Below are 14,110 nucleotides of genomic sequence, written 5' to 3'. Positions count from 1 at the left end.
ACCGCGCAAAGCGGTATCCATACTGCTCATGGGCCAACCATGAGCAGCAAAGCTCGCAAATGAACTTAACCACCTTGACCTGGCCTCCCGTGACAGGATAGTTATCACCCCACATCATAAAATCGCCTGCAAAAAACAGGAAAAATCATGACGTTACGAAAATTAATGACCTTTCCCCTTCTCCTGTTCCCCTTGATGGCCTTTGCGCATAACTTTGTCAACGGACAACCTGTCGCGCCGGTAGACATTACGGACCGAGGAGAATTGGTTCTGGATAATGATACGTTCAGCTATAAAAACTGGAACAGCTCTCAGCTGAAGGGAAAAGTTCGCGTAATGCAGCACATCGCCGGGCGCACCTCCGCAAAAAAGAAGAATTCGATGCTAATCCAAGCCATTGAGGACGCGAAGTTTCCCAATGACCGCTTTCAGCCCACCACCATCGTCAACGCCGACGATGCTATTCCAGGCACCGGCCTGTTCGTGAGCGGCAAAATCGAGAAAAACAAAAAGCGCTATCCTTGGGCGCAATTTATCATCGACAGCAATGGCCTGGCCCGCAAAGCCTGGCAGCTGGATGAAGAGAGTTCGGCAATTGTGGTGTTGGATAAAGAAGGACGCATTCAGTGGGCAAAAGACGGTGCCCTGACGCCTGAGGAGGTGCATCAGGTGATCACCCTAGTGCACACATTGCTTGATAAATAGAAATCCTGGCGTCCATTGACCGGCTGACAAACTCACATTGAATAACGTGCGATCCATTGACCGGCTGACAAACTTACATTGGATAACGTGCGAGGAATAACTCCAAACGCTGGCGGATATTGATATCCAACAGAGCGGGTTCGTCATATGCCTTTCGTCCCGCCAGCTTATCCGCCACCATCTCATCATGCCAGTCGCCCATTAAGCCATTAATATTCGCTAAAAATCTGGAAATTTTGTAGGCATCCTGGTTGCTCGGGTCAATAGATCTCAACGTGTCATAATATGACACCTGCTGACTGATGAATTTGCGCACGCTGTGGAATTCCCTTCCTGTTAGCTGCGGCTTAGCTACCAGCGCCCGCAGCGCTCGCATTTGCTCCTGGCGATACACAATAAACCCATTCTCACTGTCCAAACGGGTATGACGTAAAGCATAATGCACCCGTATCCAAACCGGTAGGCTTAGATAAATACGTAAAATATTGCCGTAAAATCTAATAGCATCTTTATTCCCGTTACGAAAAGCATCCTGAAAGTGCCCAAGTACTACGGTGGTTTGGCGAAAAAAAAGGCTGGATTCATGCTTTTTACTATAAAGCCGCTGCGCAAAGCGTAAATGCTTATAGCGCGAGCGAATATATTTGTATTGCATTCGCTCAGTCGCTGATAATTCACCGCCTTTTAATACCTTATGCACTAAGCCCCGTAGCTCCAAGCGGGTAAAGCCTTCCTGCCAAAACTGCAGGCACAATGCATAATAATTCCGGATATTTTCTTGAGAGCATTGTAAATCAATAGATTGTGGTAGGCTGGTCTGGTCATTAACAATGTCATCTTCTTCCACTGCAGTGAATATTAGCTGCACAGTTTCAGGAGCGAATTTTTTCCAATTGACGCTAGGCATTACTTGGTACTCTCTATGGGTATGCTAAACCCCAGTAAATTGCGGTGACGGTAAACCCATAAAGTCGGTATAAGAGAAAACAGCACATCCAGACACTGGCCCGCAAAATAGGCAAACGCAGAACCTCGCACACCAAAAGCATGAGACAGCAAGACTAAAAGCAGGATATATAAAGCCGAAGCAAGGGCCTGCGCAATCAAAGATGCCCGCTGTTTACCCGCCATAAACAATAAGGACTCTTGAGGAAAGCCCAGCATGGACACAACAATGGCGCTTAGCATAATCTGAATCAAATCGTAGGCTTGCAGATACTTATAGCCAAATACAACCGATATTAACGGTTTTCCCACCACCACCACCACCAGCGCAACAAGTATACCGATGCCACCGGCCAACACTGCGGATTTAAGCCCCAGCAACCACGGTCTTTTAGTGCGTGGGTCTAAGCGCATAATCTCGGGATAAAACTCTTTTCCAGCAACTTGGCCGGCGTTCCTGTTGCATCAAAAATGTCATTGCAATCTTGAACAGCCCTGCCGCTGCCGGCCCCAAGATAATACCCACTAAAACTGTACTGCACGAATTGCGGGCTGCCCAAATAGAATGTGCAATGTTTGTTGTCCATACAAAGTTCCAGGCGCCCTTTATGCCACGCGCCGCCTCAAATAAACTGGGCCGTAAAGCGCCATGGATATTCAAGCGGCGCAATTAACGGGCGGCAAACCACCAAAACATCGTTCCGCCAATTAAGTTGGAGACATACCAGGTGATGATAAAACCCGCAAAACCTAAATGACAGAAAAAAGCGATGACGCTTCCGATCGCAATCAATAAGGGTTTGGCTGCTTGTTGAACAGCAATTAAATCAAACCGGTCAACCGCCCGCAGAATGCCGGTGGGGGTAGACGATGTCATGGAGGGAATTAAGGTGCAATAAAGCACTGCGAGCCAGAAGCTTTCCGCATTAAGTCCTAAAGATTTAGAAAGCAGCGGCAGCAGCAGCATCCCTCCAATCACTGCAACGGCCCCGCTTGCAATATCCAGGCCGAACGAAAATGAAATCACATCGCGGAATCGCCGGGGATTTTTATTCGCCAATGCCGGCGTGCCGAATTGAACCACGAACTGCCACGTTTGGAACTTGACAAAGTCACTGATCGCTTTGGTATACGATTGAATGACGATGAGTACCCCGAACATCTCGGGTGACATGCCTTTACCCGCGCAAGAAAGCGCAAGTAAGCCAAGTAAGGCACTGGCCACATTACCGGAGCCCAAATAGGCGGAGTTGCGTATGATAGTGCGAAATGCACCGTCGGAAAACCAATACTTCATGGTAAAAACCAGCCATATTAGCGAAGCCGTACTCAGTTATCGATAACTCTGCAGGATGACAGAATAAACCAAATCCAGGCCAACCTAAAGGCTTTTGATCCTGGATAGCATTGAAAAGCCTAAGAACATGAACCCGTTAAGCCGTCCCTGCGGGTTAGAATGTCACCACGTGTTACAAGATCTGATAGAGCCGGACTCAAAGCGGCTTTGTGTTTGATGATGGGATTGTTAGTATGAAGCGTGAGAGCTGACTTTTGTGTTTAGCTTAAGGATTCGACACCTTATCAAAACCGGTTACGAGCTATTTTCAAGGGATTATGTCAGAGCGCGTCGAGACTAATACAATTTAACAGATATTCTTTATGCTTTATGGGTAATGTGGGGTGTTCGTAATATATGTACTTGATTGAGCGCTACATCATGGACGAGACCCGCCGGTTAGTGATGATCATCGTGGGTTTTCTCATCTTCATTTTTGCCAGTTATTCAGCCCAACGCTACCTGACTGATGCGGCTAACGGTATAATAGCCTTGCAAGCCGTAGTAGATATTGTCTTCTATAAGGTATTGATTGCATTGGAAATGCTGCTACCGGTTGGTCTTTATGTTTCAGTCGCCATTGCTCTTGGCCAGCTTTATAACGATTCTGAAATAACCGCAATTTTCGCCACCGGCTCAAGTCCTTTGCGACTGCATAAATCCGTTCTGATCCTGGCTATTCCCCTGGGCATGCTGGTAACGGTGCTTTCTATGTACGGCAGGCCTTGGGCCTATGCACAAATTTATCAATTAAAACAGCAATCACAGTCCGAACTGGATGTCAGTCATTTGCGACCGAAAAAGTTTAATATCAATGATAACGGCAGAATGATCTTGGCCGAGCATATCGACCCGGCGTCCAACCGCCTGTCCGATGCGCTGATTTATACTCCCTCCGCCAACAAAACCTCCGTATACAGAGTCCGCTCGCTGGAGGTTATAGATTCATCGCCCACCACTCCCTCGGTGATGCTGCACTCAGGCACGGCTTACCAGCTGGATCATAAAGGCACGGAAGACACCGAGCAGATTTATGATAATCTGGCACTGCATCTCAAACCCCTTAAGCAGAGTATTGATGCCAAGAGTAAGTCGGCATCAACAGCGGAGTTATCACGCTCCACCGATCCTGCCGATATCGCAGAACTGCAGTGGCGGGAAAGCCGCGGAATAAATGCTGTTTTAATGGCGCTGCTGGCGACCTCCTTAAGCCGCACCAAACCACGGCAAGGCCGCTTTGCGACGCTACTTCCCCTGGCCGTATTATTTACCGTCATTTTTTATGGCGGCAACATCTGCCGCACGCTGGTTGCCAACAGTACCCTTCCGGTCATTCCCGGGATATGGCTGGTCTCCTTGCTCATGTCGCTTGGGGTATTGATTTTGATAGCCCGTGAATACTCATTTATGCAGAAATTATTTCGATGAACATTTTCAGTCGTTACATCATCTTTAACGTCTTTATCGGTTTTTTAGCCGCTGCCGCATTATTGATTCCGCTATTTACAACTTTTGACTTTATCAATGAGCTTGATGACGTAAGCGCCAACGGATACCGTTGGACCCAGGCCCTTGTGGTTGTATTAATGAAAATTCCCAGATACCTAATCGATTTGGGTCCTTTTATTGCGTTACTGGGCGGTATCGTGGGGCTTGGACAACTCTCGAAAACTCAAGAATTGACAGCGATGCGCATCAGTGGCCTTTCCATCTTGAGAATTTCCGTGGTCATTTTATATTCAGGTTTGATTTTAACCGTGTCATTAGGCGTGCTCGACGAGTGGGTTGCTTCTCCCCTGCAGCAACGCGCAGTACAACTTAAGGAAATCGCCGTTGCTCAGGCCGGTAATATTGCTGATAATATTAACACCGGGAATATTCTGTGGGCCAGGCACAACAATGAATTTGTTACGGTAAAGACCTTGGATGAACATAATCAACCCATAGGCGTCGAGATATTTCACTACAAGCCGGACCTTTCTCTGGAGTCTTATATTTATGCGGAAAAGCCTCTATTCTTGATAATGGAATGTGGGCGCTGCATGGCGTTAATCAAAAGAGCTGGGCAAATGGAAAAGAAACCGCAGGAACGCAGGATAATTTGCTTTGGCAATCCATATTCACCAATATGAGCCTGAAAGAGCTCACTATGCCCAGTGACAGTTTTTCCATTAAGCAGCTCAATCATTATATTCGCTACCTGAAAAGTACCGATCAGCCCAATATCGAGTTTAAGCTCGCATTATGGCAAAACTGGGACGGCCGATTTTAATTCTGGCAATGATTTTACTTTCAATCCCATTTACCTTTAGCGTCCCCCGCGCGCCAGGTTTAGGCAGCCGTTTAGCCGTTGGCGTCATTGTTGGGCTGCTCACGTACGTCAGCTATCAAATCATCGTTAACCTGGGATTGTTATTTTCCCTCAACGTCCGATTAACGACGCTTACGCCGCCGATTTTGCTCCTTCTCACAGCGATGGGATTAGTGTATCGATTTGATAAGCGGCACTGACTGTATTTGCCCCATCGCAATGAACCAAAGCAGCATCGAAGAGCGGCACTCTCACATGGCTTTGGTTTGCGCTCCGCCCAAATACCGATCCAAATTATCAGGCGGTAAGAATGATATTATTGATTGATGGCTGCACAATTTGCTGAAAAATCTCAACGTCATCAAAGGCACGTGCCGCCAGCATAGCACCATGTACCGTCGCCATTAACAGATTAGCCTCGGCGGATGGCGTGCCGCGAAGTTTAAATACGTTTTTGTTTTCTCCCCTGCTGAGCAACGCGGTCAGCCAGCGGGAAAGATCGGTGAAATGTCCGGAAACTTCAGCGGCCACTTCAGGCGGCAGCGTGGGTAACTCAGCGGCCAGCATGGCACAAATACAAAACGGTGAAGAGCCATCCCTGATACAGGTAGACCAGTAATCCGCATATGCCTGCAGTTCAGCCACCGGGTCATTGATCTTACGGTTAAGCATCTGCATTCCCGCTTGCGCCTCTTCCCGATACTGGGCAACGACAGTACTGACCAGCTCGGCCTTACTGGTAAAATGATGATAAATACTTGCTTTACGGATATTTACCTTTTCTGAAATATCAGCAAAGCTGAAACTCCGGTAACCACCGGATGTCAGTAATTGTCTGGTATAAGAAATGATTTCGTTTGCTTTGTGTGCACGCTCAGTAGTCATGGCATAAGACCAATAATAAGAGATAGTGATTGGCGGAAGTCGGCCATTGGGCAAGCAAACCTACTAGAAGGTAGTTTTAATGTCAAGAGCAATCATAAAATTGATGCTGACCCGTATGCCTATCCCCACATGTCTATGCAAGTAGCGTCTCGCCCGCAGATCCTCTAATGGGTTAGCTTCCAATATCGGCCAAATCAGCTTCAACCAGAGCGTAACGGAATCACCGTTGCCGTAATTTACAAAGTCGCGGGTTGACAAACTACCTGTCGTTAGGTAGTTTTAGCAGCCAACCCAACCTTTTGGAGAACCGTCATGAAAAGTGCCAACTCTACCCCTGATAGCTCACAGAACCAGTGGCTCCAGATCTACTATTTTTTGCGGGCAGGCGTTTCAGTTGCCTGGATTATACTCGCGGTCCTCATCGGCAAGCACAACCCGGCCATCGGGGCGGCCTTGCTGGTCCTGTATCCGGCCTGGGACGCATTCGCCAATTACCTTGATGCCGGTAAAAACGGCGGCCTCGGATCCAACCCGCCGCAAAAATTCAACTTCATCGTCAGCATCGTCGTCGCCATTGCTATCGGCTGGGCGCTGACAGTGAGTATGGAGGCCACGATCAAGGTGTTCGGCGTATGGGCTATCTTCTCCGGCTTGCTGCAACTGGCCACCGCCGTTCGCCGCTGGAAGACGTCAGGGGGCCAGTGGGCGATGATCCTCAGCGGCGCGCAGTCCGCGCTAGCCGGTGCCTTCATGTTTAAGCAGGCTGCCAGCGGCATCCCGCTGGATGTGTCCATCGTTGCGCCCTACGCGGGCTTCGGTGCGCTGTACTTCATCATTTCGGCTACCTGGCTGACCGTCAAGAACATCCGCCAACGGTCAAACGCGCTCGTCCGCTGAACAGAGCCGCCCACCGGACCGACGCCACGTCCTGGGGGGCTATTTTACCGTGCTTTCATACCTTCCTGGATTGATACCGCCTGGTTTTTCGAAACCTTCCTGCTTGCGCCGCACCTGCCGAGATATAAGGCTTTCGACCCATCACTCAGCTATCTGTTTAATTTGTATTACGAAACCGGCGGCACGGTCAGCCGGGTGTCTTCGGCCTACATCTCTATTTCCCGCATTTTCCGCCAGAGGGTGGTACGGCTCATGCCCAAGGTGGCGGCGGCCTTGCCTTTTTTGCCCCCGGCCTTGGCGAGCGCCTGCCGGATACTTTCTTCCCTCCCTTGGGAAAAATCAGGATCCGTCCCCAGACACAGGGTCCCTTCCAGCAAATCCCGTATGGTCTCCTTCTCCACCAGGTGCTCTCTCACCGTGGTGGCGACACGGATCATAACGTTTTGCATTTCTCGAATATTGCCACGCCACGGCCATTCGCAGAGTTGACGCAGGGCTCCCGGCGTGAAGCTTGGCGAGAGGGCCGTTTTAGGGGTATGTAATTTGAGAAAATAGCGGCACAAAAGAGGGATATCTTCCTGTCTTTCCCGCAGCGGCGGTAAGTTCAGCATCAGGACGCTGAGCCGGTAATAGAGATCCGAGCGAAACTTGCCGGCATCAAGCAAATGGGGTATATCCTCATTGCTCGCCGCTATGATGCGCACGTCAAAGGGGTGATGGCATCACTACCAAGGCGCATAACCTGCTTTTCCTGGAGCACGCGCAACAATTTTGTCTGGATGTGCGGTTCTATTTCCGTGATCTCATCCAGGAAAATCGTGCCGCCATCCGCCTGCTCGAACAGTCCCGCCTTACCCTTGCTGCTGGCGCCGGTGAAGGCGCCGGAGACATAGCCGAAAAGCTCGCTTTCCAGCAGTGAACCGGGGAGCGCAGAGCAATTCACCGCGACGAAGGATTTCTTGGCCCGCGGGCTAAAGTTATGGATACTTTGGGCGAACAATTCCTTTCCGGTGCCGGTTTCACCGACGATAAATACGGTGCTATCTGTCTGGGCGTAGCGTTTTGCCAGGGCGACGGTGCTTTGCATGGCCGGACTCGAACCCTGGATATCCTCGAACTGCGCACGGGCGATGTGCCCGGTTCCAGTCGTTTTTTTGCTGGGCGAAGCCAGATTATGCTGGTGGCCCTTCTCCTGAAAACTCACCACGACGCCTACCGTTTCTTCATGGCTCTTCACGGGCCTTGCGGTGCCTGCAACCTCGGACGTCCCGTCGGGCGAAAGGTACAGTGGAGTCGAGTCATTCCTTATCGCCATTTTAAAATCGAATTTCGGCCACAGTTTTGAGTAAGGTTTACTGAGGGCGTCGCTGATGCCGACCCCCATGATTCGTTCAGCCATCACGTTGTACGCGACGATTCTTCCCATTCTGTCTATGGCAACGATACCGTTATCAGCGGCATCCACCGCAGCATGGAGGAGGGAACTTTCCGCCCGGTTTATGCGCATCGTCTCATAAATACGCTGCGCCTCGTTCATGGCGGCGATAATACTTTCTTCGCCGCTTTGCACAACAACGTAAGGCACTTTCAATCGCGCCGCGGCGATACCGGTTGAGGAACTGCCGACAACAACAGAGGCCCCTTCGTTAATGGCTCGCAATATAATGGGCTCCACCTCCTCTTCTTTGAAGATGGGGTACAAACGCAGATGCAGATTCAGAATTCGCGCGGTGGCCGTCAATCCATCAACGAGATGCGGGAGGGCGATGGCGGCGATGGGGCTGCCAACGCTTTGAGCGAGGTTAAGCGCGGAAATATAGTCGAAGGCTGAGCGCTGGATGGTCACATGAATCAGGGCGGGAAATGCAGCCCTGATTGCCTGGGAAGTGGCCCCTCTGCTAATGAGGATCTCCGTTCCCTGCCGTATCTGATTCGCTGCCGCCGCCACGCCTTCTCCCAATACGCCCCGGACCACGAGAATCTCGGGAAATAATTGCATACTTAATTTGTGTCCAAGAGAAAATGAATTCCTGTCGGCTGCTATTAAAGTAATACTGCTCATTAAGGAGACTCCTTATCATTATCATTATCATGCGCACTGCTGCTAACCCTATAAATTCGCGCCATGAAACGGTCTTATGCGTTTGAAACAGTTATACCCCTTATTGGTTATTTATTATGTTGCATGGAACAAACTTTGATTTATTTTCCTCGGGGTTTTAGCATGAGATAAATGAATTATTTTCTTGCAGCTCGTTGATTTATAAAGCCGTGGATTATTAGCTTATTCACCGAAATAATTTCTTTCACATTGTTTGGCACAGGATATGCCTAATGTTTATTTGAACATGGGTCAACCTACCCTCACATGTTAAAGGATATGGTAAATATCATGAGCTTTATTGATCAATCTCTCTGTACGGGTTGTAAAACCTGTCTGCTCTTTTGTCCTGATGATGCGATCGACTACCTCGACGGTAAATGTAAAGTAGATCCCAAACAGTGCACACTTTGCGGCTGCTGTGAAAATAGCTGCCCTTTCGGAGCTATTCATCCCACAACCGATTTGACTGACCTGCAGATTTTTCAGCAGACTTTTGGCGACCCCAGAGGATCCAGCGTCACCGGCGGCAACGCAGGCCGGGGGGGAAGAGAAATAAAAACCCTAGATGTGAAACCCACTCTCAAGCCCGACTATTTCAGCATCTGCCTGGATATGGGCAGGCCTGGCGTCGGCTTGTATCTCCGTGACGCAGAAAAAATCATTACGGCGTTAATGGCCGCGGGCATGGAGTTTGCCGAGGGCGATTTTCCTCTTGCAACCATCATTCCCGACCGCACGACCGGGAAATTTCGCCCGGACTGTCTTGATGTGCACATGCACAGTCTTCTCACCGAAGGTGATTTCCATAAGAGCAAGCTCCCCGACATCCTCAAGGCGCTAAAGGAGGTATCAACAGAAATTGATACTGTGCTCTGTCCGGGCCTTATTCTCCCTGTGGACGAGAATATCGAAAATGAAGAGGTGCTGAGTTGCTTTGATGACCTGGGAATTCCCCGCCCGGTGCGTTCCAAAATCAACGTCGGGTTAGGTAAACCGTACTCGCCCGATTTATCGAGGCTTCCCCCATTGTGATGCAGTGACTGTACCCAATGGCAATATAATATATTTTAGGAATGATGATATGACTCACACATTATACAGAGCCGGAACGCCCGAGTCGCAAGGTGAAGAAATCTGCTGGCTGGCTTACTCCACCAAGGGCCTGAACGACGACAATTTTCCCGAAACCGCCAGGCACCTCCTTCGGGCGGTGGAAGAAAGCGGTGACGTTGCCAACTGGGGCGACACCAAGATCGGCACCATTCTCACCATGCCCGCCGCGGAGATAAAAGCCAGGCTGCAAAAGAATTCGCGCCTGCGCGGCGTGTTTTCCAACCCAAGGGCGGCGGTAAAATTTCTTCGGATTTTAAAGAAGAAAGAGCTGAACCAGTCCATCCTTCTTTCCGGAGTGATCACCGAGCTTGTCCGCATTTGTAAAGAGGCCGGGGTGACGCCCTGCTATGCCAACATGTCCCTGGGCGTGTTTGGCAATACCTCCAGGCTGACCGACCCCAAAACCCTGTCCATCACCACCATGTGCGGTCATCAACGCATACCGGCCAAGTATGTGCGGGCGCTTGAACATGATGTGGACCAGGGAAGGATGACGGCGGAAGAAGCAGCGAACAAGATGGGCGGCATTTGCATGTGCGGCGTGTTCAATCCTGACAGGGCGGCAGGTATTCTCGCCGGCAATAATCAGGGTTGTTAATGCAAGGATAAAAACGACAGGTTCTCAATAACTATTATTTACGCCATTCGTCGAAAGTCGCGAAGACTTCCGACGGCGTCTATTAGGAGATATCATGCAAGCGATTATTCCTATCGTCGGAAAGACCGAAAAAAACTTTCTCGGCGCCAATTGGCAACGCATCCTTTGGGTAGTCATTTTCCTCGCCATATATTACTCCCCAGCGCCGGAAGGTCTGGACCCCAAAGCCTGGCAGCTATTTGCAATCTTTCTCTCAACCATCCTCGGATTCATCATCAAGCCGTACCCCATGGTCGTCGTTGCGTTTACAGGCATTGTCATGTGCGGTCTGACAGGCACCCTCAAAGCGGAACAGGCCTTGATCTCCTTTGGCGATCCCACCATCTGGCTTATTGTTACGGCATTCTTTATTTCACGGGCCTTCAGTAAAACCGGCCTGGGGCAGCGTATTGCCTACCTGTTCATGAGCAAGGTGGGAAAAACCACCCTTGGACTCGCCTATGCAACATCATTGACCAACCTCGTCATCGCCCCGGTGGTGCCCTCCAACACCGCCCGCCTTGGGGGTATCCTGTTTCCATTGCAGCAATCCATCTCCCTGGCGTATGACAGCGATCCGGCCAAGGGTACGGAAAGGCGCCTCGGGTCGTTCATCATGGCGAACGCTTTCCAGGGAAACCTGGTGGTATCCGCCATGTTCCTGACGGCGGCCGCATTCAATCCCATCGTCGCCAATGTTGCCGTTAACCACGGCATCCATCTTGACTGGGGCACCTGGTTCATGGCGGCAATCGTGCCCGGCCTCGTCTGTCTGGGGGTTTTGCCCCTGGTGCTCATGCTTGTCTGGCCGCCTGAAATTAAAAAAAGTCCTGAAGCCGTTACCATAGCAAAGCAAAAACTCGCCGAGCTGGGGGCGGTCAAACGGGACGAATACATCATGCTTGGCGTATTCATCGGTCTGATTTTTCTGTGGACCCTTGGCGCCAAGCTGTTCCATATCGATGCCACGATAGCCGCCATGACCGGTCTCGTCGTCATGCTTCTTACCCGGGTGTTAACCTGGGGAGACCTTGCCGCCGAGAAAGGCGCATGGAACACACTGGTGTGGTTTTCCGCCCTGGTAATGATGGCCAAGTATCTGAACTCCATGGGATTCATTCCCTGGATGACGCAGCACCTGTCTGCGTCTCTGGGCGGCATGGGATGGCAGGCAGCGTTCGTTTTGGTGATATTGAGCTATATGTATGCGCACCATTTCTTTGCCAGTTCCACCGCGCACACGGCGGCTATGGTTCCGGCATTTCTGCCCCTTCTGCTCGCACTGGGTACGCCGCCTATGCTGGCGGCCATCAGCCTGGGGTTTGCCGGCAACTTCATGAGCGGTCTCACCCATTATGGCAACGGCTCAGCCCCCATTTTCTTTGATTCCGGCTATATTCCGCTCAAACCATTCTGGCTGCTCGGGCTATTGTTCAGTGTGATATTCACCGGCATTTTCGCCCTGGTCGGCCCGGTATGGTGGGATGTTATCGGCCTGGTGCAGTTCTAGGGAATGCTCAATGGAATGAGCCGCTCCAAGGAGACAGGGATGTCTCCTTCGCGCTCGTTGACAATGTACCCGGTCGGGACAGGCATGTCTCCTCCCGTGGTTTAACGAAGGGGTCCGGCGGACAATCAGTCTGATTTCCGGCGAAACGAATCCAGGATACTATCGGCGACGGCACTGGTTTGCGCCGCGGCTTGCGTATCGCCCGGGCAAACGCTTATGCCATTCAGATCGTCGACAATACTCTGGATAAACGGTTGCTGCACATGGATGGGATTGGCGACAAGGGTTTCCTTCACCCCTGCCAAGGTGACCAGGCGTAGCGGTGAATCGGCAAAAAATTCGAATTCGATGCGGCCTTGCGTGCCGGTGATCTCCACGCGATCGGCATTATCGTGGCCCACATAACACCAGCTACCCACGCCAGTGACGCCATTGGCATGGCGCCAGGTCGCGGTGACGGTGTCTTCAACAGCGTAAACACCGCCACGGTTGCCGGCCTGACCATGTACTTCGCTGACCGGGCCGAACCAGAACGCGAGCATATCGAGCACATGCACGCCCATATCCAAAAATTTTCCGCCCCCGGCCACATCGGCCCGCAAACGCCAGGGCAACGTCTCCGGCGACAGTTCTTCGGGCGCCGGTTTCTGACGCTGCAGAATGCTCACTGTACACACAGTGCCGATGGCGCCCTGGTCGATCCAGTCTTTCACCTGCAGGAAACGCGGCATGGCGCGACGGTAGAACGCCACATAGAGCCGAACACCGGCAGCTTGGCAGGCCGCCATCATTTCCTTGCATTCGTCGTAGTTCATTGCCATCGGCTTTTCCACGTACACGTGTTTGCCGGCGGCGGCGGCGCGCAGGGTCAGCGCCTTGTGCTCGGCCGGCGGCGTGGCAATATACACCGCATCAATCTCGGGATCCGCCAGCAGAGCAGCCACATCCGGATAGACTCTGGACACACCATGGCGCAATGCATATGACTCGGCCTTGGCTAACGTTCTGTTCGTCACGCCCAGCAAGACGGAATGCGCAGCCTTGTAAAGCCCGGGCCCGCTTTTCACCTCGGTAACATCACCGCAGCCGATCATGCCCCAGCGAATCGTTTGCATGCATTGCCTCTAATACTGTTGTCTTAAACAAGCCAAGGTTGGCAGGAAGTTCATGAGGATGATTGCCGCGACAACACCATAAACACCCCGTCGCGATGAAAGACGGATAGTAGCAAAGACTGCCGCCGAAGAACAAAAACAATTCCCTGAATCCAGCGATTAGCCGGGAGTTTTCCATACGCTGATTATCGCTTTAATCACTATGACCGTAGTGGTATGGTAAAAAATTCTAGGGTAAGAGGAGTATATCTATGCCTGATAAAGATCAGCCGAGAACGGTAAATATTAATGACATGTTGGAGGCTATCAATCACTTGAGTTTAGAAGTAGGGATATTGCGAGTTGCTTTCGAATATCTGGCGTTCGCAATACCTGAAGAAAGACTTGCCAATACTATTGCCGCTTTGAAATTCGAGGGCCAAAACGAAAGCCGGGATGAACGGTTAAGAGAACAATTTAAGCGATTGGCTGATCAGTTAGAAATACGTGTCAAATCTCAATCCTCTCTTTTTTCAAGAGATAATGGGGTTGAAGAAGATAAGTAACCTTGCT

At 50.8% G+C, this 14,110-nt stretch carries 11 protein-coding genes and 3 pseudogenes; 8 read left to right on the top strand and 6 right to left on the bottom strand.

Translation table 11 applies throughout. The features are described 5' to 3' along the window. Window positions 1-147 precede the first annotated feature (147 nt). A complete protein-coding gene (locus tag GTU79_RS11400) occupies window positions 148-705 on the top strand; it encodes a YtfJ family protein (RefSeq protein WP_203521835.1) in 558 nt (185 codons plus the stop codon). Window positions 706-778: 73 nt separating this feature from the next. Here GTU79_RS11400 and GTU79_RS11395 read toward each other — a convergent pair whose 3' ends face one another. Together GTU79_RS11395 and GTU79_RS11390 are read right to left on the bottom strand one after the other, a co-directional pair. Beyond that, window positions 779-1,612, bottom strand: coding sequence for a hypothetical protein (locus GTU79_RS11395; protein WP_214513947.1), 834 nt, complete (start codon window positions 1,610-1,612; stop codon window positions 779-781). Next, window positions 1,612-2,947 (bottom strand): annotated as a pseudogene (locus GTU79_RS11390) (lipopolysaccharide biosynthesis protein). Before GTU79_RS11390 ends, GTU79_RS11395 begins: the two are co-directional and overlap by 1 nt. A 396-nt stretch (window positions 2,948-3,343) precedes the next feature. On the opposite strand from GTU79_RS11390, the gene lptF reads away from it, so the two are divergent. Beyond that, complete coding sequence (gene lptF / locus GTU79_RS11385; protein ID WP_214513946.1) at window positions 3,344-4,414, top strand: LPS export ABC transporter permease LptF; 1,071 nt, start codon at window positions 3,344-3,346, stop codon at window positions 4,412-4,414. Continuing rightward, window positions 4,411-5,497 (top strand): annotated as a pseudogene (lptG, locus tag GTU79_RS11380) (LPS export ABC transporter permease LptG). Before lptF ends, lptG begins: the two are co-directional and overlap by 4 nt. 97 nt (window positions 5,498-5,594) lie before the next feature. Here lptG and GTU79_RS11375 read toward each other — a convergent pair. Then, the gene (locus GTU79_RS11375; RefSeq protein ID WP_132922143.1) at window positions 5,595-6,182 is read right to left on the bottom strand and encodes a TetR/AcrR family transcriptional regulator; all 588 of its coding nucleotides are present in this window, start codon (window positions 6,180-6,182) and stop codon (window positions 5,595-5,597) included. A gap of 312 nt (window positions 6,183-6,494) precedes the next feature. Between GTU79_RS11375 and GTU79_RS11370 the strand changes: the two genes are divergently transcribed. Further along, a complete protein-coding gene (locus tag GTU79_RS11370) occupies window positions 6,495-7,079 on the top strand; it encodes a DUF308 domain-containing protein (RefSeq protein WP_203521840.1) in 585 nt (194 codons plus the stop codon). Window positions 7,080-7,285: 206 nt separating this feature from the next. Here the strand turns inward: GTU79_RS11370 and GTU79_RS30230 are convergent, their stop codons facing one another. Beyond that, window positions 7,286-7,744, bottom strand: coding sequence for an AAA-type ATPase lid domain-containing protein (locus GTU79_RS30230; protein WP_253073649.1), 459 nt, complete (start codon window positions 7,742-7,744; stop codon window positions 7,286-7,288). Then, window positions 7,745-9,078, bottom strand: a pseudogene (locus GTU79_RS11365) (sigma 54-interacting transcriptional regulator); the annotation flags it as partial. It abuts the gene before it with no gap. Between the two features lie 393 nt (window positions 9,079-9,471). Between GTU79_RS11365 and GTU79_RS11360 the strand changes: the two are divergent. The 3 genes from GTU79_RS11360 to GTU79_RS11350 all read left to right on the top strand — a co-directional run bounded on the left by GTU79_RS11360 (window position 9,472) and on the right by GTU79_RS11350 (window position 12,443). Then, window positions 9,472-10,215, top strand: coding sequence for an indolepyruvate ferredoxin oxidoreductase subunit alpha (locus GTU79_RS11360; protein WP_203521842.1), 744 nt, complete (start codon window positions 9,472-9,474; stop codon window positions 10,213-10,215). Between the two features lie 49 nt (window positions 10,216-10,264). Next, the gene (locus GTU79_RS11355; RefSeq protein WP_132922147.1) at window positions 10,265-10,894 is read left to right on the top strand and encodes a hypothetical protein; all 630 of its coding nucleotides are present in this window, start codon (window positions 10,265-10,267) and stop codon (window positions 10,892-10,894) included. Between the two features lie 94 nt (window positions 10,895-10,988). Beyond that, complete coding sequence (locus GTU79_RS11350; RefSeq protein ID WP_214513945.1) at window positions 10,989-12,443, top strand: anion permease; 1,455 nt, start codon at window positions 10,989-10,991, stop codon at window positions 12,441-12,443. 125 nt (window positions 12,444-12,568) lie between these two features. Here GTU79_RS11350 and GTU79_RS11345 read toward each other — a convergent pair whose 3' ends face one another. Then, the gene (locus GTU79_RS11345) at window positions 12,569-13,537 is read right to left on the bottom strand and encodes a Gfo/Idh/MocA family protein (RefSeq protein ID WP_253073648.1); all 969 of its coding nucleotides are present in this window, start codon (window positions 13,535-13,537) and stop codon (window positions 12,569-12,571) included. A gap of 272 nt (window positions 13,538-13,809) precedes the next feature. On the opposite strand from GTU79_RS11345, the gene GTU79_RS11340 reads away from it, so the two are divergent. Continuing rightward, a complete protein-coding gene (locus GTU79_RS11340; RefSeq protein ID WP_203521844.1) occupies window positions 13,810-14,103 on the top strand; it encodes a hypothetical protein in 294 nt (97 codons plus the stop codon). Window positions 14,104-14,110: the final 7 nt, after the last annotated feature.

Source organism: Sodalis ligni (assembly GCF_016865525.2).
Classification (GTDB): domain Bacteria; phylum Pseudomonadota; class Gammaproteobacteria; order Enterobacterales; family Enterobacteriaceae; genus Acerihabitans; species Acerihabitans ligni.
Note: the sequence above shows the minus strand (reverse complement) of the source record. Positions and strands in the feature narration are given on the sequence as shown.